At 66.3% G+C, this 22,110-nt stretch carries 19 protein-coding genes, 3 tRNA genes and 3 rRNA genes; 10 read left to right on the top strand and 15 right to left on the bottom strand.

The features are described from left to right. Positions 1–116 precede the first annotated feature (116 nt). Both AC2D8W_RS18960 and AC2D8W_RS18955 read right to left on the bottom strand, forming a co-directional pair. Complete coding sequence (locus AC2D8W_RS18960) at positions 117–749, bottom strand: hypothetical protein (protein ID WP_484672835.1); 633 nt, start codon at positions 747–749, stop codon at positions 117–119. Between the two features lie 55 nt (positions 750–804). Continuing rightward, the gene (locus tag AC2D8W_RS18955) at positions 805–1,233 is read right to left on the bottom strand and encodes a hypothetical protein (protein WP_293483707.1); all 429 of its coding nucleotides are present in this window, start codon (positions 1,231–1,233) and stop codon (positions 805–807) included. Positions 1,234–1,340: 107 nt separating this feature from the next. Between AC2D8W_RS18955 and AC2D8W_RS18950 the strand changes: the two genes are divergently transcribed. After that, positions 1,341–1,742, top strand: a complete 402-nt coding sequence (locus AC2D8W_RS18950) for a DUF5367 family protein (RefSeq protein ID WP_484672834.1) — start codon at positions 1,341–1,343, stop codon at positions 1,740–1,742. Here the strand turns inward: AC2D8W_RS18950 and AC2D8W_RS18945 are convergent. From AC2D8W_RS18945 to AC2D8W_RS18930, 4 genes are all read right to left on the bottom strand, one after another. Continuing rightward, the gene (locus AC2D8W_RS18945; protein WP_484672833.1) at positions 1,739–2,116 is read right to left on the bottom strand and encodes a hypothetical protein; all 378 of its coding nucleotides are present in this window, start codon (positions 2,114–2,116) and stop codon (positions 1,739–1,741) included. The genes AC2D8W_RS18950 and AC2D8W_RS18945 overlap by 4 nt on opposite strands. A gap of 234 nt (positions 2,117–2,350) precedes the next feature. Next, complete coding sequence (locus tag AC2D8W_RS18940) at positions 2,351–2,626, bottom strand: hypothetical protein (protein ID WP_484672832.1); 276 nt, start codon at positions 2,624–2,626, stop codon at positions 2,351–2,353. Between the two features lie 63 nt (positions 2,627–2,689). After that, positions 2,690–3,358, bottom strand: coding sequence for a bifunctional 4-hydroxy-2-oxoglutarate aldolase/2-dehydro-3-deoxy-phosphogluconate aldolase (locus tag AC2D8W_RS18935; RefSeq protein ID WP_484672831.1), 669 nt, complete (start codon positions 3,356–3,358; stop codon positions 2,690–2,692). 185 nt (positions 3,359–3,543) lie between these two features. Next, positions 3,544–5,553 (bottom strand): monooxygenase, encoded by a 2,010-nt coding sequence (locus tag AC2D8W_RS18930; RefSeq protein ID WP_484672830.1) that lies wholly within the window; start codon positions 5,551–5,553, stop codon positions 3,544–3,546. Positions 5,554–5,685: 132 nt separating this feature from the next. Here AC2D8W_RS18930 and AC2D8W_RS18925 point away from each other — a divergent pair, with 132 nt between their 5' ends. Continuing rightward, positions 5,686–6,276, top strand: coding sequence for a TetR/AcrR family transcriptional regulator (locus tag AC2D8W_RS18925; protein WP_293483700.1), 591 nt, complete (start codon positions 5,686–5,688; stop codon positions 6,274–6,276). An 18-nt stretch (positions 6,277–6,294) separates the two neighbouring features. On the opposite strand, the gene AC2D8W_RS18920 is transcribed toward AC2D8W_RS18925, so the two are convergent. Both AC2D8W_RS18920 and AC2D8W_RS18915 read right to left on the bottom strand, forming a co-directional pair. After that, positions 6,295–8,103, bottom strand: a complete 1,809-nt coding sequence (locus tag AC2D8W_RS18920; protein WP_484672829.1) for a transglycosylase domain-containing protein — start codon at positions 8,101–8,103, stop codon at positions 6,295–6,297. A gap of 153 nt (positions 8,104–8,256) precedes the next feature. Next, complete coding sequence (locus AC2D8W_RS18915) at positions 8,257–8,604, bottom strand: DUF1428 domain-containing protein (RefSeq protein WP_484672828.1); 348 nt, start codon at positions 8,602–8,604, stop codon at positions 8,257–8,259. Positions 8,605–8,752: 148 nt separating this feature from the next. Here AC2D8W_RS18915 and pyk point away from each other — a divergent pair, with 148 nt between their 5' ends. The 7 genes from pyk (at position 8,753) to AC2D8W_RS18880 (ending at position 14,976) form a co-directional block, all read left to right on the top strand. After that, on the top strand, positions 8,753–10,180 hold the full coding sequence (pyk, locus tag AC2D8W_RS18910; protein WP_484672827.1) for a pyruvate kinase: 1,428 nt from the start codon (positions 8,753–8,755) through the stop codon (positions 10,178–10,180). A 62-nt stretch (positions 10,181–10,242) separates the two neighbouring features. Next, positions 10,243–10,518, top strand: a complete 276-nt coding sequence (locus AC2D8W_RS18905) for a hypothetical protein (protein ID WP_293483694.1) — start codon at positions 10,243–10,245, stop codon at positions 10,516–10,518. After that, positions 10,515–11,438 carry a phytanoyl-CoA dioxygenase family protein gene (locus AC2D8W_RS18900; protein ID WP_484672826.1) on the top strand — a complete coding sequence of 308 codons (924 nt, stop codon included), beginning with the start codon at positions 10,515–10,517 and terminating at the stop codon, positions 11,436–11,438. The genes AC2D8W_RS18905 and AC2D8W_RS18900 overlap by 4 nt, the downstream gene beginning before the upstream one ends. Before the next feature lie 41 nt (positions 11,439–11,479). Next, positions 11,480–12,094: a glutathione S-transferase family protein gene (locus AC2D8W_RS18895; RefSeq protein ID WP_484672825.1), complete on the top strand. Its 615-nt coding sequence runs from the start codon at positions 11,480–11,482 to the stop codon at positions 12,092–12,094. A 48-nt stretch (positions 12,095–12,142) separates the two neighbouring features. After that, a complete protein-coding gene (locus AC2D8W_RS18890) occupies positions 12,143–12,469 on the top strand; it encodes a hypothetical protein (RefSeq protein ID WP_484672824.1) in 327 nt (108 codons plus the stop codon). Positions 12,470–12,530: 61 nt separating this feature from the next. Further along, positions 12,531–12,947: a YbaN family protein gene (locus AC2D8W_RS18885; RefSeq protein ID WP_484672823.1), complete on the top strand. Its 417-nt coding sequence runs from the start codon at positions 12,531–12,533 to the stop codon at positions 12,945–12,947. 94 nt (positions 12,948–13,041) lie between these two features. Then, the gene (locus AC2D8W_RS18880; protein WP_484672822.1) at positions 13,042–14,976 is read left to right on the top strand and encodes an SIR2 family protein; all 1,935 of its coding nucleotides are present in this window, start codon (positions 13,042–13,044) and stop codon (positions 14,974–14,976) included. Between the two features lie 52 nt (positions 14,977–15,028). Here the strand turns inward: AC2D8W_RS18880 and AC2D8W_RS18875 are convergent. The 6 genes from AC2D8W_RS18875 to AC2D8W_RS18850 all read right to left on the bottom strand — a co-directional run bounded on the left by AC2D8W_RS18875 (position 15,029) and on the right by AC2D8W_RS18850 (position 20,251). Then, a tRNA-Met gene (locus tag AC2D8W_RS18875) sits at positions 15,029–15,105 on the bottom strand. A 58-nt stretch (positions 15,106–15,163) separates the two neighbouring features. Then, positions 15,164–15,278, bottom strand: a 5S ribosomal RNA gene (rrf, locus tag AC2D8W_RS18870). 68 nt (positions 15,279–15,346) lie between these two features. Further along, positions 15,347–18,133, bottom strand: a 23S ribosomal RNA gene (locus AC2D8W_RS18865). Positions 18,134–18,356: 223 nt separating this feature from the next. Continuing rightward, a tRNA-Ala gene (locus tag AC2D8W_RS18860) sits at positions 18,357–18,432 on the bottom strand. A gap of 67 nt (positions 18,433–18,499) precedes the next feature. After that, positions 18,500–18,576: transfer RNA gene (locus AC2D8W_RS18855), tRNA-Ile, on the bottom strand. Positions 18,577–18,769: 193 nt separating this feature from the next. Beyond that, positions 18,770–20,251, bottom strand: a 16S ribosomal RNA gene (locus AC2D8W_RS18850). Together the 16S, 23S and 5S rRNA genes with 3 tRNA genes alongside form the textbook arrangement of a ribosomal RNA operon. An 880-nt stretch (positions 20,252–21,131) precedes the next feature. Between AC2D8W_RS18850 and AC2D8W_RS18845 the strand changes: the two genes are divergently transcribed. After that, a complete protein-coding gene (locus AC2D8W_RS18845) occupies positions 21,132–21,566 on the top strand; it encodes an RrF2 family transcriptional regulator (protein ID WP_484672821.1) in 435 nt (144 codons plus the stop codon). A 94-nt stretch (positions 21,567–21,660) separates the two neighbouring features. On the opposite strand, the gene AC2D8W_RS18840 is transcribed toward AC2D8W_RS18845, so the two are convergent. Then, positions 21,661–22,089 (bottom strand): CBS domain-containing protein, encoded by a 429-nt coding sequence (locus tag AC2D8W_RS18840; protein WP_484672820.1) that lies wholly within the window; start codon positions 22,087–22,089, stop codon positions 21,661–21,663. Between the last annotated feature and the right edge of the window lie 21 nt (positions 22,090–22,110).

Below are 22,110 nucleotides of genomic sequence, written 5' to 3'. Positions count from 1 at the left end.
CTGCGCCCTGCTCAGCTCGTAGCGCTTCACGCCCATCAACCCGCTCCGAATCAGAAACCCGGAGACGGATTGATTCAGCACCCTTCAGATCTGGGAATCCTGAATGTGGATTGGTCCTAGTCCTTCTTCCCCAGGCCCGGGATCCTGGACAGCAGGCTGCGCTTCTTCTTCGGCGCCTCGGCCTGCGCCGGAACGCGTGCCGGCTCGGGCGCGGCGGTGGTGGCCTGCGCCGCGGCGGTGGCCGTGGGCGGGGCCGAAGGTTCGGCCGCCGCCACCGTCTGGACGCCGAGATCCTGGTCGCAGCGCTTGTCCCGGGTCCGGTCCTCGAAGACCGTCGCCGTCAGCACGGGCTGCGCGCCCGGCTTGGCCGTCGAGACGAACACCGCGAGCGCCCTTCGGCCGGGCAGGTTGCAGAAGGTCTCCCGCGAGGCCCAGGCGCCGGCCTCCCAGCGGGTGCGGGCCGGCGTGAACAGCTCCGCCCGCCGCTTCAGCGCCGTGAGCACAGCCTCGCGGATCACCACCGGCTCGCCCGCAGTCACCCGGACGGTGCAGCTGACGGGGTCCTTCCCGCGGCGGATCGTGACGTCGTCGCCGTCGATGTCCTCCACGGGCGCGGCGTCGATCACGGCGGCCAGGCAGGCGCCGACGGCCGAGCGGGCCTCCTGCACCGGTTCGGCGGCGGCCGTCCCGGCCGCGAGCAGCAGGGGGACAGGGAAGCTCAGGGCGAGCGCGAGGGCGGTCGAGCGCATCGGGCTCCGTTGCATGGTGTTCGCGGCGGGGATGTGGCGGTTCCGGGGCGGCGCGCTACGGGAGGCGGGCCGGGGTCGGGATGTAGGTCTTATGGCAGCCGTTGCAGGCGTTGTAGACCTGATCGCCGCCCACCAGGAACGCTGCGTCCATGTCCTTCGCCCGCGCGGCGGCCTCCCCCTTCTCGCCGCCCTCGATCATCAGCCGGGCGAACTCGTCCCAGCGGCCCGGGCGGGAGTGTTTCAGGAGGTCCCGCCCACCGGCCTGAAGATCCTGCGCGCCCTTCAGCGCCGCCGCCCAGCGCGCCTCGGCCTGCGCCGCGGTCTCGCCTTCGGGCGGATCGTTGCCGCCGGCCCAGAACGCCAGCGCCGCCGGGTTCACCTTCGTCGCCATCAGCGCCTGGACCGCAAGGTCGTGCGTCGTCACCTGGGCGACGGCCGCGCCGGCGGCGAAGGTCGAAAGAAGGGCGAGGAGCGTGCGGCGCATGGCCCGACCCTACCGGCTGGCTCCGCCGCGTCCAGCCTCCGGCGCCGGCCGGGGATGCGCTCCGGGCCACATAGGCTAAGCTTGGCCTCGGGACTTGGGGGAACGTCATGGATCGTCGTGAACTGGGCGTGCTCGCCCTCCTGGGCTTCGGCGTCTGGCTGGGCGGGGCCGTGACCTTCCGGCTCGGCGGCGCCGTCTTGTTCGAGAACGGACCCCTGGTGCTGGCCGCCGCCGCCGTGAGCGTCGCGATCACGGTCTGCCTCCTGCTGCGCTCGATCATGAACTGGCGCAGGACCCCGCCGCGCCACGCCGTGACCGCCGCCGTGGCGACGGCGCTGCCGGGGCTGTTCGGAGCCGTCGCCTATACGCTGGCGTTCGCGCCGATCACCGGGCTTTCGCCGGTCAACGCCGGGCCCTATGCCGCCCTCATCCTCTTCGGCAACGCCGCCATGCTCGCCTACGCCCTGGCGATCCAGTCGAAGGCGGCGGCGGACGAGCCGGAGTCCTAGGCCGACGCGTCGTCGCGGCGCGCAGGCCGGTAGCCGACGAACGATAGCAGCCCGCCCAGCAGCAGAAGGCCCAGGAAGATCGCGGCCGTCGCGGGGCCTTCGCTCGCCTGCGTCGACTCCGGCGCCGCCATGCGGGCAAGCCCGAGGCCCAGTACGCCCCAACCGGTCAGCGTCACGAGCAGGGGCCATCCCCAGGCCCAGCGACTGTGCGCCTGAACCATGGCCACTCCGGCCACGAACAGCAGCGTCCCGTTCAGGTAGACGACGGGCGCCGTCTGGGCTGCGAAGATGTGCATGTTCGCCGCTTCCGTCGTCGCCAGGGCGATGGCGGTCGGTCCGGCGATCCGTGCGATCCGGCGCGATGCGGCGGTCAAGGGCGTACTCGCCTCGGCATGGCGACGACTATCGGCCGGGGCTTCCCCGTCGCCTTGAGAGAGATCAAGCCGCCGGGCCGCCTAGGACTCAGAACGAATTCGATAGTGATTTCGACAACTTCCGACCGTCCCGGCGAAGGCCGGGACCCAGATTCCGAACCTACGGAACCCGCATCTGAGCTATCCCATCTGGATCCCGGCTTTCGCCGGGATGACCGGGGATGAATGCGGACCCTAGCGCACGACTTCCTTCTCCTTCGGCGCCGAGACCTTTCGCGTCTTCGCCTGGGCCTTCGGCTTCGGGAGCAGCCGGAACCGGGTCTGACACCACGCGAAGTCCACGCCCACGTCGATCAGGGCATCGGAGCGTCCGCAGGGGCAGGCGTAGTCCATCACGCCCATCACGCGGTAGGTCTCGCCCGCCTGCAGGGGCACGGGGCGTCCCGTCACGTGGTTCGGCGCCGCGTTGACGCAGAGCACCAGGTCGCCGGGGCCGATCGCGTCGCTCATGGCTTCCATCCAGGTCCGGCCCGATTGTAACGCCGCGGCCGCCGGAGACAAAACCCAGGCTCGTCAGCCCCGCAGGCGCCGGATCAGTTCGACCGTCTCGCGCACCCGCTGCTCGATGCCCGCGTAGTCGCCGGCCTCCAGCAGGGCCTTGGTGACCAGGTTCGAGCCCATGCCGCAGGCAACGATGCCGGCGTCGAACCAGGGCTTCAGCGACCCCTCGGTGGCGTCGACGCCCCCGGTGGGCATGATCTTCGTCCACGGCATCGGACCCAGGACCGCCTTCACGAACTCGGGCCCGCCCACCGTGCTGCCCGGGAACAGCTTGACGATCTCGCAGCCCAATTCGTGCGCCATGCTGATCTCGGACGGCGTCGCACATCCGGGCGAATAGGGGATCATGCGGCGGTTGCAGAGTCGCGCCACCTCGGCGTTCAGCACCGGCCCCACCACGAAGTTGGCCCCGTGCGCCAGATAAACCCCCGCGGTCGGCGCATCCACGATGGAGCCCACGCCCATGATCACGGTGGGGTCCACCTTGGCGAAGTGGCGCGTCACCTCGCGGAACACATCGGCGGCGAAGTCGCCCCGGTTGGTGAACTCGATGCACTTGGCCCCGCCGTTGGCGCAGGCCTGGATCACGCCGGCGCAGACCTCGGGATCCGGATGGTAGAACACCGGCACAACCCCCTGATCCGTCAGGGCGTTCAGGGTGACGAGGCGGTCGCGCGGCATCGGAGACTCCAGGCAGAGGCGGCCGACTCTACCGCACCCGCCGTGGATGCGCCCACACTTCCCTCCGGTATACGGGAACCCGGGTGGCCGAGCGGGAAGGTTACCCTCTCAACCCCTCGTTGGGAGCCGGGCCTGGGGTCGGCCGTCGGCCGAGCCCGAGGGGCTGGCCGTCCGCCTCTTCCGCCTCAGAAGCCGCCGGGGACGCCGCCGGCCGGGGTCGGGGCGCCGCCGGCGGCGTTGCCGCCCCCGCGCCGCCGCGGCATCAGCTTCATCGCCGCGTCGAGCTCCTTGCGGTCGACGCCGCCGTCCTTGTTGGCGTCGATCATGGCGAAGTACTTGCCCAGGTTCTCGCCCATGTTGCCCTTGAGCTCGGTCTTGGTGAGCTTGCCGTTCATGTCGTCGTCCATGACGCCGATCATCAGGCCCGCCTGCATCAGCTTGTCGTTCTCGGGCTTCTGGTTGGCGACGGTCTCGTCGGTCCAGCGGTAGTGAAGGTAGAGCGCGAGCATCTCCTCCGAGGACTGCTCGCCCCAGCGCACCTCGACCTTTGGGTCGGGATTCGAGGGGTTGCGCTTGGAGTTGTCGAAGGTCCAGCGGGTGACCACCTTCGAACCCGCCGGGATCTTCAGGGGCTCCTTCAGGAAGTACTCGTACTGCCACTCGAACTCGTAGCGCGGCAGCGACAGGAGCCGCTGCTCCTTGCCGTTCGGGTAGATGACCGAGACCTGGACCGAACCGCCGCGATGGTGCGCGTGCGGGGTCAGGCCGTAGAGCACCATCTCCTTGGGCACATCGATGTAGGCGCTCTCCTGGTGCCACTCCGCGCCCGGCGGGATCACCAGCGAGAAGTCGAAGATGCCGAAGGTGCGGAGCACGTACTTCGGCTCCTGGCCCTTGGGATAGAAGTAGAGGCCCATCTGGGTCTTCTCGACCGTCTCGCGGCCATAGGGCGTGTAGTGGTTCTGGAAGGCGATCCCACCCGACGGCGGCACCCAGGTACCGGTGTCCTTCGGCGAGATGTTGGAGCCGCGGCCGGGGCCGTAGCCGCCCAGCGAGGCGCCCCACTGGCTCTCGCTGGCCGTGGCGCCGTGCTTCTGCTCGCCTTCGACCACGCCGGTGAGGATGTGGTGCACCACCTGGCGGTCGGTGACGCGGAAGGTGGTCGCCTTCATCCAGCGGCCTTCGGTCAGCACGCTCGGCACCACCGGGCGCGTATAGTCCATCACCCCGGTGGCCGGGATCTTGATCTCGGGAATCTCGACGATCACGTCCGGCTTGCCGAGCGGCCAGTCCGGCGCCTGGAACTTGATCTTGGCCAGCGGGTCCTCGCCCTTGCCGCGCGGCGCGCCGGCCTCGACCCAATGCACCAGGGTCTTGATCTGGTCGGCCGACAGGCGGTCGTCGTCGGCGAAGGCCCCCACGGTCGGGTCGGCCAGGTACGGCGGCATCCGATGGGTGCGGATCACCTCGCGGATCATGGGCGAGAAGCCCTTCACCTGCTCGTAGCTGTTCAGCGCCATGGGGCCGATGCCACCGGGCTGGTGGCAGGTGGCGCACTTCTTCTCGATGATCGGCGCGATGGTCTTGGCGTAGCTGATCTTGTCGTGCGCCCTGCCGCGTTCCGGGAACGGGATGGCGCCGCCCAGCGCGGTGCGGACGACCGTGCCGCCCCTCTCGCCGGCGATGACGCCGTCCAGCGCGGCCTTCGCCCCATCGACGGGGCCGCGATAGGCCACGGTCCAGGTCTTGGGATTGATCACGAAGACCTCGGCGGCGCGCGTCACGCCCAGGCCCTCGCCGATCAGCTGGTTGTAGTCGAACAGGATCGGCATCTCGATCCCGGCCGCCTTGGCCTCGGGGATCACCTTCTCGCGGGTGTCGCCCAGCTTCGAGTTCACCATCATGAACTCGACGCCCCTGGGCGCGTAGGCCGCCTTCAGCGCCATGTAGGCCGGCGCGTCCTTGCGGATCGTCGCGTCGCCCGCCGCGTGGGTGATGATCACCACCGCCGGCGCATCGCTCATGCGGTAGAGCTGGCGCGCCAGATAGTGCTGGTCGGGCAGCACGAAGTCGTCGACCGGCTGGGCCGCCGGCGCCTGCGCGCCCGCGCCGGAGGAAAGGCTCGCGCCCACCAGTGCGGCGGCCGCCAGCGACGCCGCAAGCGCCACGCGTCGCGCGGTCTTCGAAGTGATCATTCCCGGTCCTCCCCTAGCCCTCGTTCCGCCGCCGTGGGAACAGCCGGCCGCAGGGTCTGGGGCAGGGTTCGCTTGACGGGGCGTCGGGACACTTACGATATACAGTGGATCATAACGGAAGCCTCGCACGCCATGTCAACCAGCGTTCTGGACGCCCGCGTGGTGCGCAGCCGCGAGGCCTTGCGGCAGGCGATGATCGACCTCGCCGCCGAGCGGTCCCTCGAGGCGATCACGGTGCGCGCCATCGCCGCGCGGGCGGGCGTGGGGTATGCGACCTTCTTCCGCCACTACGCCGACAAGGAAGCGCTGCTGGCGGACGTCGCCGACATGCTGACCCAGGCGTTCCTCGGCCGCGTGCGGCCGCTGCTCCTGGCGAAAGACCGCCGCGGCGCGGCGCGCTCGCTCTGCGCCTTCGTCGAGGACAACCTGCCCATCCACCGGGCCCTGATCGCCGGCGGCGCCGGCGAAACGGTGCGGACCGGCATGCTGCGCCAGACGCTGGAGACCATGAGCCGGGCGCGGGCGTCGTCGCCCCGCGGACCGCTCGACGACCTGCTGCTCTTCCACCTGGTGTCGACGATCCTGAACCTGCTCGCCTGGTGGCTGAACCACTTCGAGGACGTGGACGCCGACACGATGGCGGAGATGATCGAGCGCGCGGTCCTGACCCCCGTGCACGGTCTCCGCGCCGACCCGCCGCAGGGGCTCCTGCCCAGCGCCTGAACGCCAGCGCGGTGGGAGCTAGTCCGTCGGGGGCTCGTCCGAGGCGTCGTCGGCCGGGAGGGCCTGGGCCGCGACCTGGACGGCCGGGAGCGGGACCGCGGGCGGCGCGCCGGCCGGGATCGGCGCCCTGGGAACACGCTTCAGCGCGACGGTCATGAAGCTGCGCCACATCTCGGACGGCGCCGTCGCCCCGCTGATGCGGCCCATGGGCCTGGCGTCGTCGCGGCCCATCCAGGCGCAGCTGGCGAAGTTGGCCGTGTAGCCGCAGAACCAAGCGTCCTTGTAGTCCGACGTGGTCCCCGTCTTGCCCGCCAGGTCGTAGCCGGGGACGTTGGCGCGCCCGCCCGTGCCGGCGGTCATCACCGTGCGCAGCATGCGGTTGAGGTCGCTGAGCGCCGGATTGGCGACCGCGGGCGCCGGGGCCGACGGCCGCTTCTGGTAGATCACCTTGCCGCCCTGCCGGATCCGCTCGATCCCGTAGGCCTGGACGCGCTGGCCGCCGTTGGAGAAGGCGGCGTAGGCCTGGGTCATCTCGAGCGGCGACACCAGCGTCGTGCCCAGCGCCATGGCCGGATCGGTGTTCACCGCCGACTGGATGCCCACGCGCCGCGCGGTCGCCGCCACCGCCGGCCGGCCCACCTCGTCGGCGACGCGCGCCGCCACCGTATTGACCGACCTGGCGAGCGCCGTCTCCAGCGTGATGGGGCCCAGGAAGACGCCGGTCTCGTAGTTGCTCGGCGACCAGCCGGCGATGGTGACGGGCTCGTCGGTCACCGGCGTCTCCGGCGTCCGGCCCTGCTCCAGGGCGGTGAGGTAGACGAACGGCTTCCAGGCCGAGCCCGCCTGCCGCCGGGCCGAGACGGCCCGGTTGTAGGGCGCGCGCGCGTGGTCCGTGCCGCCCACCAGGGCGCGGACCCGGCCCTGCCCGTCCACCGCGACGATCGCCGCCTGCTCGGCGGACTGGGCCTTGTGGGCGGCCACCACGGTGCGCGCCGCATCGCCCGCCGCCCGCGACATGGCCTGGTCCAGCGTCGTCTCCACCGTGAGGTCGCGGCTGAGCTTCGGCATCATCTGGCGGACCTGCCCGTCCACCCAGTCGACGAAGTACTGGGACGCCCCGTTCGGCGGCGTCTTCCAGACGCGCGGCTTCTGCGCCTTCGCCTTCGCGGCCTGGGCGGCGGTGATCACGCCGGTCTCGACCATCACGTCCAGCACCAGATTGGCCCGCTCCAGGCACCGTTCGGGCTGTTCGATCGGATTGTAGTTGGTCGGCGACTTCAGGACGCCCGCCAGCATGGCGGCTTCCTTGATCGAGAGCTTCGCCGCGGGCTTGTTGAAGTAGCGCTGCGCCGCGGCTTCATAGCCGTAGGCCCCGGCCCCGAAGTAGGCCCGGCTCATGTACATGCCCAGGATCTGGGGCTTGGTGTAGGCGCGCTCCAGCTGGACGGCGTAGGCGGCCTCGATGGCCTTGCGCTCCAGCGTGCGGTCCTGGTTCAGGAACAGCAGGCGCGCGGTCTGCTGGGTGATGGTCGAGGCGCCGCGCATCCGGCCGCCGTCGAGCGCGCCCACGATGGCGCTGGCGACGCCGCGCGGATCCACGCCCGCGTGCTCGTAGAAGCGGCGGTCCTCGATCGCGACCACGGCGCCCGGCACGTGCTTCGGCAGGCGGCTCACGTCCAGGGGCGGGGCGTAGCGGCCGCCGCGCACGCCGATCACGGCGCCGCTGCGGTCGAGGTAGGTGATCTGTGGCGGGCGCTCGATCGGCGGCAGGCGCGGCAGGTCCACGCCCCCGATCGACAGCTGCATGGCGGCGGCGAGGGCGATCAAGGCTAAAGCTCAGCTCCCCACGAATGCGGTCGTCCGGAGCCTGTCTCCCCCCGCCGCGCGTCCGCGCCAAGATAATTCCCGGTAATGCGGCGCGGGTACGTCACATCCGGACCCCGCCTGCACGCGAACTGCACGCCCGCCGCGGGCGCGGCCCTACGCCTCCACGAAGATCTGGAATCCGCCGTAGATCATGCGCTTTCCGTCGAAGGCCATCTCGGTGTTCTTCAGCCGCTCGTCGGCCATGACCTTTGCGAGAACGGCGTCGCGCGCCGCCCGGTCGGCGTAGGTGACGTACGAGAAGACGACCACCTCGTCCTCCTGCGCCATGACGGAGCGCGGAAAGGAGGTGAGCTCGCCGTAGGGCGTGTCGTCGGCCAGCGCCTCGACGTAGGAGAGCGCCCCGTGCTCCATCCAGACCTGGGCGCCCAGAGCCGCCTGCGCCCTATAGGCGTCGAGCTTGGCCTTCGGAACCGCCAGAACGAAGCCGTCCACGTAAGTCATGTCATCCTCCATCGCGATGGTGTGGCCCAAGGACGTGCGCACCGCCCGCGTCCCGACAATCAGGCAACCTGTTTCTCCCGGCGACGGTTGCCTGTGCGAGGGCGGAAGGCCACCTTGGGGCCCAGGATTCGGCAGGGAGATGGCCCGGGTGGCTGAAGGCATAAGGCGCCGCCGGCGGGTGAAGATCGTGGCCACCATCGGCCCTGCCTCGTCGAGCCCCGAGAAGCTCGAGGAGCTCTTCCGCACGGGGGCCGACGTCTTCCGCCTCAACTTCAGCCACGGCGCCCAGGACGACCACGCCGCCGTCGTCGACCGCATCCGCCGCATCGAGAAGAAGACCGGCCGCCCCATCGGCATCCTCGCCGACCTCCAGGGCCCGAAGCTGCGCGTCGGCCGCTTCGCCGGCGGCGGGGTCGTCCTGCAGTGGGGCCGCAGCTTCCGGCTCGACCTGCAGGAGCGGCCAGGCGACAGCCAGCGGGCCCAGCTGCCGCACCCCGAGATCATGGCCGCCGCGGGACCGGGCTCGCTGCTGCTGCTGGACGACGGCCGTATCCGGCTGGAGGTGACCCGCCAGACGCCGGAGTTCCTCGACACCCGCGTCATCGTCGGCGGGCGCCTCACGGACCACAAGGGCGTGAACCTGCCGGGACTGACGCTGCCCATTCCCGCGCTCACGAAGAAGGACCGCTCGGACCTCGCCTTCGCGCTGGAACACGGCTGCGACTACATCGGCCTGTCCTTCGTCCAGCGCCCCGACGACGTGGCCGAGGCGCGCGAGCTGGTCGGCGACCGGGCGTTCATCCTCTCGAAGATCGAGAAGCCGGGCGCCCTTGCCTGCATCGACGACGTACTGCGGCTCTCCGACGCCATCATGGTGGCGCGGGGCGACCTCGGGGTGGAGATGCCCGCCGAGGAGGTGCCGCTGCTGCAGAAGCGGCTGATCCGCGCCGCGCACCGCTTCGGGCGGCCCGTGGTCGTGGCGACGCAGATGATGGAGAGCATGATCGAGAACCCGGCGCCCACGCGCGCCGAGGCCTCCGACGTCTCGACCGCGGTGTTCGACGGCGCCGACGCCGTGATGCTCTCGGCCGAGAGCGCGGCGGGCAAGTATCCGGTGGAGACGGTGCGGATGATGGACCGCATCGTCGCGCGCATCGAGGAGGACAGCGACCTCAAGGCGGCCCGCACCGGCATGCGGCCCAAGCCCGAGAAGTCGTCCGCCGACGCCATCTGCGCAGCCGCCCGGCAGGTGGCCGAGACCATCGAGGCCAAGGCGATCGCGGCGTTCTCGCTCTCGGGCCGCACCGTGATCCGGATGTCCCGCGAGCGGCCCGACACGCCGATCCTGGGCCTGACGCCCAGCCTGCAGACGGCGCGGCGCATGGCGCTGGTTTGGGGCGTGCACGCCCTGACCTCCGAGGCCACCCACACCATGACCGAGACGGTGTCGCAGGCGGCCGCCCTGGCGCGGCAGTCGGGCTTCGCGCGGCGGCGGGACGAAATCGTCGTGATCGCGGGGGTCCCGTTCGGACGTTCCGGCGGCACCAACTCGCTTCGGGTGACGCAGATCACCTGAAGCCGCCCCGCGCTGGCCTTTTCCGGCGGCCGTGCCAAGCTGTCTCCAGGGGGATCCGACGCGTGCGACGGCAGAAGGTGCTCGTGCTCTATCTGGCGAACTCGGCGCTCGACGCGCCCGTGGTGGCCTGGTCGATGTACGACGGGACCGGCGAGACCTTCCGGATGGCCGGCGATCAGGACGCGCCGCCCTACCCCACCGGCCTGGCGGCGCTGCGCGACGGGTGGCGCCTGTTCCAGGCGTCGCAGCTCAATCCGCACGCGCGCGGGGAAGAGTTCGACCTCGCCTATCTGAAGTACGAGTTCTGGTTCGAACAGCTCGTGGAGATCGCGCCATGACCCTGCTGAGCTCGGTCGAGGTCGCCCGCTTCGTGGCGCGCGGCTTCCTCCGCTTCGACGCCGCCGTGCCTGCCGACATCAACGACCAGTTCATGGAGGAGGCCGGCGCGGTGGAGGCCGCCGCCGAGGGACGGCGGGTGATGCAGGTTTACGCCCAGACCCTGGCGGGCAGCGGCATCCCCGAGGCGCCGCCCGGGCGGCCGCTGGCCGACACTTATCCCGTGGACAGCGCGCTGGGCCGCCTGATGGCGCTGCCGCGGGTGGCCGGCGCGTTCCGCAGCCTGCTGGGCGAGGCGCCGGTCTTCGACCACCACTTCCTGCACATCACGTTCCCGCCGGCCTACTACGAGGCGGGCGGCGCGGAGAACGTGTCGCAGCACACGCACCAGGACTCCACCATCGACCCGCGCCTGCGGTTCGACGTCCAGCTCATGTACTACCCGCACGAGGTGACGGCCGACATGGGCGGCACGCGCTTCGTACCCGGCACCCACCTGCGCAAGGTCTCCGAGGTCGCCGTCGGCCGCTACCAGAACATCCGGGGCCAGCAGCACGTGGTCTGCCCGGCCGGCACGCTGCTCTTCCTGCACCACGGGCTCTGGCACGGCGGCGGGGTCAATCGATCGGACCGCACGCGCTACATGTTCAAGATCCGCGCGAACGCCTCCGGATCCCAGGTGCGCCAGTGGGACGCGTCCGACCTGAACGGCCCGCCGGCCCCGCGGCCGATCTTCTTCCGCAAGGCCCCACCCGCCCCCGACACGGTCGAGACGATCCTGATGACCCCCGAGCCCTGGTTCGAGCAGGACACGGGGCGGTTGGAGTTCGTGAACCGCATCAAGCTCTGGCGCTACCTGACCGGCGAGGCGGACTACGACGCGGACTACTGGCTGACCCGGCTCGAGAACACCGCGGCCTGAACGCGATTGACGGGGCGCGCGGCGCAGCCTCAGCCTGGGTCATGGCGCTCGTCATCTATGGATCGGCCCGCTCGCGTACGATGCGTACGCTCTGGATCGCGGCTGAACTGGGTCTCGAGTACGAGCATGCGCCGCTTGAATGGAATTCCCCCGCGCTGAAGTCGCCTGAGTTCCTGGCGCTGAACCCCGCCGGCGCGATTCCGATGATCGTGGACGACGGGGTCGTGGTCGCCGAATCCATGGCCATCGCGCTGCACCTGGCGCAGCGATATGGCGACGCGGGCCCCGAGCCCCTCTATCCGCACGGTCCGCAGGCCGTCGCCGACGTCCTGCGATGGAGCTTCTGGGCGCATGGCCAGCTCGAGCCGTGGGTCCAGCAGGACGAGCGGCTGGCCGGCCTCCGGGCGCAGGCCGGCGAGGCGGCGGACGCGGAAGTGGCGCGAAGCCTCGGCGTCCTCGAGCGCGCCTTGACCGGGCGATCCTGGCTGGCGGCCGACCACTTCACCGTGGCCGACCTGAACGTGGCAGGCGTGCTCTCGCCGTCGCGCGCCCGCAGGATCTCGTTCGAGCGCAGCCCGGCCGTCGCCGACTGGCTGATGCGCTGCCACACCCGACCGGCCGCGCAGGCCGCCCGCAGCCGGCACGCCGCGGGTTGACCCCGCCCGCCGGCTGGCGCCACGCTCTGCCGTCCACAGGAGTCCGGCATGCGTCTCGTCCTCTTCGCCGCCCTGGCGCTTGTCGCCGCGACGCCGGCGCTTGCACTGACCGCCTCCGGGACGCCCGCGCGCCCTGCGGACGTGGCGCAGCACCTGAAGCCGGCCTCCGGGCCCGCAGCGTCGCTGCGGGACAGCTTCGCAGGCGCGGGCCGCCCGACGGCCGGACTTCCCGGCCCCCAGGCCCAAGGAGACGTCAGCTTCGGGTTCGGCCCCGTGCGGGCCACCGTCACCGCCGCCCCTTCGCCGGCGCCCTGGGCGGATCGGCGCGACACACCGGCGCCGCTCTCGCTCTCGCCCTACGCACCGCGGCGTTGAACGGCGACCGCAGGCGTTCGCCCTTGCGAGGATCGGCTGCGGGGGTCAGTGAGTGCGGGCGATGACGCCTCCGCCCGAGCCTGCGTCGCCGGACTCTCCGGCCCCATCGGCGCCGGGCCGGATCGCCACCCTCATCTATCGCGGCGTCGGATGGGCCGCCGTGGGCCTTGCCACCGCCGGCGTCGTGCTGCCGGTCCTGCCCACAACGCCATTCCTGCTCGTCGCCGCCTGGGCTTTCGCCAAGGGCTCTCCCGAGTTGGCTGAGCGGCTGCGCAACCACGCTCGGTTCGGCCCGTTCTTGCGCGACTGGCAGGACCGGGGGGCCATCCCGGTCAAGGCCAAGGCGACGGCGATAGCCCTGATGGCTGCCAGTTTCGGCATCCTCGTGTTGACCACGCGGAACGTCTGGGTGCTCTCAGGCGTCGCGCTGTCGCTCACCGCGGTTGCAGCGTTTCTGCTCACCCGCCCCAACGCCTGAAAGCGACACGCCCCAGCGCCATCCCCGCCGGCACCACCTTGACGCGTGCAACTAAAGGCGCCGGACTGGAAAAACGCAATCGCGGGAGGTGAAGTTGGTTGCCTACTCAGATGCGGACTTCCCGCCGGATCTCGTAGAAGCGATTTCAAGTCGGCGCTGCGTTCTCTTCGTCGGTTCTGGGCTGTCGAAGCACACGACCGCGCTCCCGGTATGGGATCAGTTCGTCAAGCGAATGCAGGCGAGGCTTCATAGGTATCACGGCGATGGCGCCGAGGCGACCGAGGATAATGTCAGGAATTTTCCCTTAGAATACCTCCAGTATGCCAAGGACAAATTCCACTCTGAGTACACTGACGCCGTCGCCAAGGAACTGGAGGTTGCTCCAGACTACCGGATACAGGAAGCACACGAACTGATTGCTGGGATTCCGTGGGCCGCTGTTGTCACGACCAACCTGGACACGCTGCTTGAGGACGCCTTCAGGCTCCAGAAGGTGAAGTACATTAAAGCCGTCTCGGACGAGACCGTCGCAAGGGCAGGGATCACAGGCAGAGCGACCCCGCTCATCAAGATGCATGGGTGCCGGACCGATCCGAGCACACAGGTGCTTACACGCTTCGATTATCTCGACTTTGATCGCAAGCGCGACGCTATGACGGCGGTCGTCTTGTCCCTGTTCAGCCAGTTTCCGACCCTGATCGTCGGCGCGGGGCTTACGGACCCGAACTTCCTGCGGATCTACGGGACGTCGCACTCCCTGCTGAACACCTTCAAGCCGGCGTCCTTCTACGTGGGCTCGGGCCTTCCCAGGTTCGTCGAGGAAGTCTGGGCCCGTCGAAAGCTGAAGTATGTCGAGGTGCCCCACGCCCAGCTCACCGGCTGGCTCAGAGAGCTGAAGCGCCGGGTTCGCATTACCATGGCGGCGCAGGACGCGGGGAGCGCGAGCGCCAACGCCAATCTCTACCTCAAGCAGGCGTCGCTCATGAGCCTGGGCGTTGAGCTGACGAACTACACGGCCCTCCAGCAGCGCTACCTCAACCACGTTCACATGATGGACTACGGCTGGTTCACCACGCCGTGGGAAGACACGCTCTACAGCAAGCTGCGATCCGGCGTTCAACGCGCGATCACCACCCATGCCGGGCCCGGCCAATCACTCCTCTATATCGCTCCGGGTCCGCACGCGCCCCTGTTCGCCGAATACGACGACTACCGATTGAGCGACTACTTCTCCGACGTCGGTATCGTGGACATCGTGCCGAGCGTGGTTCAGTCCGCCACCGCAAGCCTGGAGGCAAAACTCGGAAAGCAGAGGGTATCCGGCGTCATCGCCGACTTGACCGGACGGTGTGGGGAGAAGCTCTGCTCCGAACTGAACCAGGTCGTCGAAGGTAGCGCCACCGCCGCCGACGTTCTCGCCAAGCTGGAGCATCCCCAGCAGATCGTCGATCTCATTCTGCCCGAGGCAAGCATTCCGCAGACGGCCTCCGAGCTCGCCGACACGTGCCAACGCGAATGGGATGTCAGCTACAGTGAGATGGTCGCCGCCTTTGCCGCGACGCCGCCACTCATGGGTTTTCGATCAGCACTGTTCGCCAAGTTCGCCTCCCCAGACCAGGGCTCCCCCTCAATCGACCAGACAGCTGTGCTGCAGCGCACAATGGCGAAGGCCGGAGAACTCTGGCGCCGATTCAACGATCGTTTTCTCAAGCTCCACTTCTTCTTCCTTGCGGAAGTCACCAAGCCTGGAGGCCTCGTCTTGATCGCTGTGGATGTGGAGAAGAGGTTTGACGCCGACAACGAGGCTACGGTGCCAAGCTTCAGCGACCTCGACTGGCAACAGCCTCCCCCCGGCGCCCTGCTGCGACGGATCCGGAGCCTGGAAGAAAGCTTCCTGTGGCGCGATCACGAGCACAGCTTCGAAGCCACCGTGGGCGGCGTGCCCGTGCAGGACTTCCTGTCACACGAGCATTCTGTCCAACTCCAAGCGTACGAGAAGCTTAGAGAGCCCGCACGCGCCGGCGCCTGACGATTCACCAAATGCAGAACGGCCCCGCATTGATGCGGGGCCGTCTGGATCTTGGGTGCGGGGACAGGATTTGAACCTGTGACCTTCAGGTTATGAGCCTGACGAGCTACCGGGCTGCTCCACCCCGCGGCAAACCTGGGTCTGAGATCGTGAATTGAAGGGTTCTGGATCCTGATCCGCTTGGTAGACCTGGCGGCGTCCTACTCTCCCGCGCCTTAAGACGAAGTACCATCGGCTCTGAGAGGCTTAACGACCGAGTTCGGGATGGGATCGGGTGGGGACCTCTCGACAAAGCCACCAGGTCAACGAAGCGGATCAGATTGAGAAGACATCAGAGCTGCAATACTGCGCTCCATGAGTTCAACTAAGAACGATCAAGCCGATCGAGCGATTAGTACCAGTAAGCTCCATGCGTCGCCGCACTTCCACACCTGGCCTATCAACGTGGTGGTCTACCACGGCTCTCGGCGAAGCCTTGTTTTGAGGTTAGTTTCCCGCTTAGATGCTTTCAGCGGTTATCTATTCCACACTTAGCTACCCTGCTGCGCAGCTGGCGCCACGACAGGTCCACCAGAGGTGTGTCCATCCCGGTCCTCTCGTACTAGGGACAGATCCTCTCAAGCTTCGTACACCCACGGCAGATAGGGACCAAACTGTCTCACGACGTTCTGAACCCAGCTCACGTACCACTTTAATCGGCGAACAGCCGAACCCTTGGGACCTGCTCCAGCCCCAGGATGTGATGAGCCGACATCGAGGTGCCAAACTTTGCCGTCGCTGTGGACGCTTGGGCAAAATCAGCCTGTTATCCCTAGAGTACCTTTTATCCGTTGAGCGATGGCCCTTCCATACAGAACCACCGGATCACTATGGCCGACTTTCGTCTCTGATCGACTTGTCAGTCTCTCAGTCAGGCGGGCTTATGCCATTGCACTCGACGAGCGATTTCCGACCGCTCTGAGCCCACCATCGCGCGCCTCCGTTACACTTTGGGAGGCGACCGCCCCAGTCAAACTGCCCGCCACGCCATGTCCCGGATCCGGATTACGGACCTCGGTTAGACGTCAACGGCAACAAGGGTGGTATTTCAAGGTTGGCTCCACCAGAGCTGGCGCCCCGGTTTCATAGCCTCCCACCTATCCTACACATGTTGCCGCTAACGCCAAGGCGAAGCTGCAGTAAAGGTTCATAGGGTCTTTCCGTCTGACCGCGGGAACCCCGCATCTTCACGGGGAATTCAATTTCGCTGAGCCTATGCTGGAGACAGTGGGGAAGTCGTTACGCCATTCGTGCAGGTCGGAACTTACCCGACAAGGAATTTCGCTACCTTAGGACCGTTATAGTTACGGCCGCCGTTTACCGGGGCTTCAATTCGGAGCTTGCACCCCTCCTTTTAACCTTCCGGCACCGGGCAGGCGTCAGACCCTATACTTCACCTTACGGTTTAGCAGAGCCCTGTGTTTTTGATAAACAGTCGCTACCCCCTGGCCTGTGCCACTCAGTCCTGCTTGCGCAGGGTGAGTCACGCTTATCCCGAAGTTACGCGTGCAATTTGCCGAGTTCCTTCAGCATAGTTCTCTCAAGCGCCTTGGTATGCTCTACCTGTCCACCTGTGTCGGTTTCGGGTACGGTCTCTGTTGGAGTTATTTCCAGGAACACCTTGGCTGCCGGGCGCAATCCAATAAGCCCCGACAACTTCCAGCATTCGTCACTTCCAACTGGCCCAGGAATATTTACCTGGTTCCCATCGACTACGCCTTTCGGCCTCGCCTTAGGGGCCGGCTAACCCTGCGCAGATTAACTTTACGCAGGAACCCTTGGACTTTCGGCGAGAGTGTCTCTCACACTCTTTGTCGCTACTCATGTCAGCATTCTCACTTCCGATACCTCCAGCCGGCCTCACGACCGACCTTCACAGGCTTACGGAACGCTCCGCTACCGCGTGCTTGCGCACACCCATACCTTCGGCGAACGGCTTGAGCCCCGTTACATTTTCCGCGCAGGATCGCTTGACCAGTGAGCTGTTACGCTTTCTTTAAATGATGGCTGCTTCTAAGCCAACATCCTGGTTGTCAAAGCAATCCCACATCGTTTCCCACTTAGCCGTTACTTGGGGGCCTTAGATGATGGTTAGGGTTGTTTCCCTTTTCACGACGGACGTTAGCACCCGCCGTGTGTCTGCCAGATAGTTCTCCTGGGTATTCGGAGTTTGGTTAGAATTGGTACAGCTCGCGCCGCCCGCATCCATCCAGTGCTCTACCCCCCAGGGAATTCGTCTGACGCTCTACCTAAATAGATTTCGCGGAGAACCAGCTATGTCCAGGTTTGATTGGCCTTTCACCCCTATCCACAAGTCATCCCAGACCTTTTCAACGGGCACGGGTTCGGTCCTCCAGCTGGTGTTACCCAGCCTTCAACCTGCTCATGGATAGATCACCTGGTTTCGGGTCGTCATGCGACGTACTTATTCGCCCTATTCAGACTCGCTTTCGCTGCGCCTACACCTAACGGCTTAAGCTTGCACGGCACATGAAGTCGCTGACCCATTATACAAAAGGTACGCCGTCACCACGCGAGGTGGCTCCGACTGCTTGTAGGCTTCCGATTTCAGGTTCTATTTCACTCCCCTTGTCGGGGTGCTTTTCACCTTTCCCTCACGGTACTTGTTCACTATCGGTCATTGAGGAGTACTTAGGCTTGGAGGATGGTCCCCCCATGTTCAGACAGGATTTCACGTGTCCCGCCCTACTCGAGTCTGTCGCTAATTGACGCCTACGGGGCTATCACCCGCTATGGCCGACCTTTCCAGATCGTTCGGCTTTATGTCACGACAGCACTGGCCTGGTCCCGGTTCGCTCGCCACTACTACGGGAGTCTCGGTTGATGTCCTTTCCTCCGGGTACTGAGATGTTTCAGTTCCCCGGGTTTGCTCAATGAACCCTATGTATTCAGGTCATTGTACCTTTGAACGACCTACGAACCAGATCACCAGCCGGAGCTGATGATCACATTCGCAGACCGTAAAGGTGGGTTTCCCCATTCGGAAATATCCGGATCAAAGGGTGCTCGCGCCTCCCCGGATCTTATCGCAGCGTGCCACGTCCTTCATCGCCTCTCAATGCCAAGGCATCCGTCAGAAGCCCTTATGCGCTTGATCGTTCTCAGCAAAACTCATGCGTGGGGACAGAAGTGCCTGCCCGAGGTACGAAACCCGGACCGGCGCCCACACATGCGCTTTGTATTTCAGACAATGATGTCTTCTCGGATCCATCCTCCAACGCCAGGGGGCGCGGATGAACCCTTCAATTCACGATGTCAGATGACCGACCGGCCGAAGCCAGGCGGCGAACTCGTTGCTTTCCGCGATCGCAGCGGCGGATTGGTGGAGCCAGACGGGATCGAACCGACGACCTCATGCTTGCAAAGCACGCGCTCTACCAACTGAGCTATGGCCCCGATAAAGGCCGGCCCAGCGAGAGCCGTCGTCGATCGTCCGTCCGCCCGAGGTGTCACACAGGAAGTGTGGTGGGCCCAGGCAGACTCGAACTGCCGACCTCACGCTTATCAGGCGTGTGCTCTAACCAACTGAGCTACAGGCCCTTGAAGCGGTCCGCTCGACGCCAGGCGAACGCCTCTCGCGAGGGGTCCTGAGCGCCGAATGCGCGATCGCACCGTCGACCTAGCGGTCGCGGTGTCAGCGGAAAGAGAAACGGAGACGGCGACGTCCCGCACCTGTTTAGGTGTCTTTGGAAGACCAATAGGAAGCGTGAGCGTCCTGGAGGTCTATCCTTAGAAAGGAGGTGATCCAGCCGCAGGTTCCCCTACGGCTACCTTGTTACGACTTCACCCCAGTCGCTGACCCTACCGTGGCCGGCTGCCTCCCTTGCGGGTTAGCGCACCGTCTTCGGGTAAAGCCAACTCCCATGGTGTGACGGGCGGTGTGTACAAGGCCCGGGAACGTATTCACCGCGGCATGCTGATCCGCGATTACTAGCGATTCCGACTTCATGCACTCGAGTTGCAGAGTGCAATCCGAACTGAGACGACTTTTAGGGATTAGCTCCCCTTCGCAGGTTTGCAACCCTCTGTAGTCGCCATTGTAGCACGTGTGTAGCCCACCCCGTAAGGGCCATGAGGACTTGACGTCATCCCCACCTTCCTCCGGCTTACCACCGGCGGTCCCACTAGAGTGCCCAACTTAATGATGGCAACTAATGGCGAGGGTTGCGCTCGTTGCGGGACTTAACCCAACATCTCACGACACGAGCTGACGACAGCCATGCAGCACCTGTGTTCTGGTCCCCGAAGGGAAAACCGGATCTCTCCGGCGGTCCAGACATGTCAAAAGGTGGTAAGGTTCTGCGCGTTGCTTCGAATTAAACCACATGCTCCACCGCTTGTGCGGGCCCCCGTCAATTCCTTTGAGTTTTAATCTTGCGACCGTACTCCCCAGGCGGAGTGCTTAATGCGTTAGCTGCGTCACCGACATGCATGCATGCCGACAACTAGCACTCATCGTTTACAGCGTGGACTACCAGGGTATCTAATCCTGTTTGCTCCCCACGCTTTCGCGCCTCAGCGTCAGTATCGGGCCAGTGAGTCGCCTTCGCCACTGGTGTTCCGCCGAATATCTACGAATTTCACCTCTACACTCGGCATTCCACTCACCTCTCCCGAACTCAAGACAGCCAGTATCAAAGGCAATTCCAAGGTTGAGCCCTGGGCTTTCACCTCTGACTAAACTGTCCGCCTACGCGCCCTTTACGCCCAGTAATTCCGAGCAACGCTAGCCCCCTTCGTATTACCGCGGCTGCTGGCACGAAGTTAGCCGGGGCTTCTTCTCCGGGTACCGTCATTATCTTCCCCGGTGAAAGAATTTTACAATCCTAAGACCTTCATCATTCACGCGGCATGGCTGCGTCAGGCTTTCGCCCATTGCGCAAGATTCCCTACTGCTGCCTCCCGTAGGAGTCTGGGCCGTGTCTCAGTCCCAGTGTGGCTGATCATCCTCTCAGACCAGCTATGGATCGTCGCCTTGGTGGGCTTTTACCCCACCAACTAGCTAATCCAACGCGGGCCGCTCCAATGGCGATAAATCTTTCCCCCGAAGGGCACATTCGGTATTAGCACAAGTTTCCCTGTGTTGTTCCGAACCAAAGGGCACGTTCCCACGCGTTACTCACCCGTCCGCCACTGCTCCGAAGAGCCGTTCGACTTGCATGTATTAGGCCTGCCGCCAGCGTTCGCTCTGAGCCAGGATCAAACTCTCAGGTTGAGTTGACGTTCTGACTTTCTGCGTAATCGAGCCTCAACAGCTCGACTGGCTATAGTCTGCGTAGTTCTTGACGAGTTCCCACAAATCGTGGCCGGTCAGAGACCGACCATATTCATGGTGTCTTCAAGAGACCGCAGTCACAGTCAGCGTCGAGATAGTGTGGTTAGCACTATCGCCAGGACGCCGCCGCCTGCGTTTCTCTTTCCAAATCAACGATGTCAAAGACCCGACCGGCTTTCGCCGACCCCACTGTTTTTCGCCGGTGGGCGGCGGAGGCGGCTATCTATTGAGCCGTCTCGGTAGTGTCAACCGGCCTTTTCGAGGCTTTGCGACATTTCCGAGAAACCCCGGATTTGACCGCAAAAATCACCGCGGGCCGCCGAGGGGAAGCCCTCAAAGTCCGTGACGATTCGATTGAGGCTCGGGAACATACTCATTTCATTCCGAAGATCAAGCACCGATTTCGGCGCCGGCCGTCGTTCCGAAGTGAGCCCCGCCCGAGCGGGAGGCGGCTATCTAGTTGCCGTCCCCCTGGGTGTCAACCGATCCTTTTCAGGGGATCCGCGGCTGATCTCCGAAAGCTTCGGATCTTCGAGCCGGGCCCCGTTCCATGGGGTTCGGGAAGCAGGCTTCCCTCGACCATGAGCCGGAGCTGTCGACCTCTCGGAATGTGATGGCTTCTTCAGGATTTTCAAGAGCTTGCGCTCTTTCCGATCCGTCCGTCGCCGCCCCGTTCCGAGCGGAGGCGGCTATCTATTCGGGGGGCGGGCGGGCGTCAACACCCCGGCGAAAAGAAAATCGCGGCCGACGCGAATGTCGCAGGCGGCCCGCGCCTTGCACCCGCCGGTCCGCCCCGGCACAACGGGGGACGGGAGACCGCATGCTGTCGCAGAAGGCCAGATACGGATTGCGCGCGCTCGTCGCGCTCACGCGCGCCGAGGGCCAGCAGGTCAGCGCGGGGGAGCTGGCGGTCCGCGCCGGCGCGCCGCGCAAGTTCCTCGAGGCGATTCTGCTCGAGCTGGCCCGCAACCAGATCGTGCTCAGCCGCCGCGGCAAGTTCGGCGGCTATGTGCTGGCCCGCCCGGCGAAGGAGATCAGCTTCGCCGAGGTGATCCGGATCATCGACGGGCCCCTGGCGCTGGCGCCGTGCGTCTCCCCGCGCCTGGGGTTCCGCAAGTGCGCCGACTGCCCGGACCTGGCCACCTGCACCCTGCGCGAGGCCCTGCTGCGCGCCCGCGACGCCACGGCGGAGGTGCTGGAGGGCTACAGCCTGGCCGACGCGGCCGCATCGGGCGTGGTCGATCCCGCGGCCTAGACGCGAACCGGGCGGAGAAGGGGTCCGCCCCCTTCCCCGCCCTTTCAGCCGACGCACCGCCGGCGTTTGGCCCTCCGGTCAGGGAGGCCAGCTCTCAGCTGGCCGCGATGTAGGCCTTCAGGCCGTCGGCCTCGGCCTCCACCTCGGAGATCTTCCACTTCACCAGGTCGCCGATGGAGACGATGCCCACCAGGCGGTCGTTGCGGCAGACCGGGAGGTGGCGGATTCGCCGGTCGGTCATGCGCGAAAGGAGACTGTCCACGGTCTCGCCCGGCTCGGCGAACAGGACGTTGGCGGTCATGAAGTCGGCGACCGGACGCGACAGCACCCCTGCGCCATGCGACGCGATCGCCCGGACGATGTCGCGCTCGGAGACGATGCCGGCCACGCGCTCGCCGTCGAGCACCACGAGCGCGCCCACGCCCTTGGCGTGCAGGAGACCCGCAACGGAGCCGACGCTTTCGTCGCGGTGGATAGTGAACACCGCGTCGCCCTTGGTCCTGAGGATCTGCGAAACCAGCATGGCGCCCTCGTTCCCTTGCGT

The sequence above is a fragment of the Phenylobacterium sp. T106 genome, from assembly GCF_057219735.1.
This window is presented reverse-complemented; position numbering and strand designations above follow the sequence as displayed.

What these genes read in the sequence shown, in the direction of transcription:
- AC2D8W_RS18960 (WP_484672835.1), bottom strand. Translation starts at nt 749, where the DNA reads ATGCGCTCGACCGCCCTCGCGCTCGCCCTGAGCTTCCCTGTCCCCCTG.
- AC2D8W_RS18955 (WP_293483707.1), bottom strand. Translation starts at nt 1,233, where the DNA reads ATGCGCCGCACGCTCCTCGCCCTTCTTTCGACCTTCGCCGCCGGCGCG.
- AC2D8W_RS18950 (WP_484672834.1), top strand. Translation starts at nt 1,341, where the DNA reads ATGGATCGTCGTGAACTGGGCGTGCTCGCCCTCCTGGGCTTCGGCGTC.
- AC2D8W_RS18940 (WP_484672832.1), bottom strand. Translation starts at nt 2,626, where the DNA reads ATGAGCGACGCGATCGGCCCCGGCGACCTGGTGCTCTGCGTCAACGCG.
- AC2D8W_RS18935 (WP_484672831.1), bottom strand. Translation starts at nt 3,358, where the DNA reads ATGCCGCGCGACCGCCTCGTCACCCTGAACGCCCTGACGGATCAGGGG.
- AC2D8W_RS18930 (WP_484672830.1), bottom strand. Translation starts at nt 5,553, where the DNA reads ATGATCACTTCGAAGACCGCGCGACGCGTGGCGCTTGCGGCGTCGCTG.
- AC2D8W_RS18925 (WP_293483700.1), top strand. Translation starts at nt 5,686, where the DNA reads ATGTCAACCAGCGTTCTGGACGCCCGCGTGGTGCGCAGCCGCGAGGCC.
- AC2D8W_RS18915 (WP_484672828.1), bottom strand. Translation starts at nt 8,604, where the DNA reads ATGACTTACGTGGACGGCTTCGTTCTGGCGGTTCCGAAGGCCAAGCTC.
- AC2D8W_RS18900 (WP_484672826.1), top strand. Translation starts at nt 10,515, where the DNA reads ATGACCCTGCTGAGCTCGGTCGAGGTCGCCCGCTTCGTGGCGCGCGGC.
- AC2D8W_RS18895 (WP_484672825.1), top strand. Translation starts at nt 11,480, where the DNA reads ATGGCGCTCGTCATCTATGGATCGGCCCGCTCGCGTACGATGCGTACG.
- AC2D8W_RS18890 (WP_484672824.1), top strand. Translation starts at nt 12,143, where the DNA reads ATGCGTCTCGTCCTCTTCGCCGCCCTGGCGCTTGTCGCCGCGACGCCG.
- AC2D8W_RS18885 (WP_484672823.1), top strand. Translation starts at nt 12,531, where the DNA reads ATGACGCCTCCGCCCGAGCCTGCGTCGCCGGACTCTCCGGCCCCATCG.
- AC2D8W_RS18845 (WP_484672821.1), top strand. Translation starts at nt 21,132, where the DNA reads ATGCTGTCGCAGAAGGCCAGATACGGATTGCGCGCGCTCGTCGCGCTC.
- AC2D8W_RS18840 (WP_484672820.1), bottom strand. Translation starts at nt 22,089, where the DNA reads ATGCTGGTTTCGCAGATCCTCAGGACCAAGGGCGACGCGGTGTTCACT.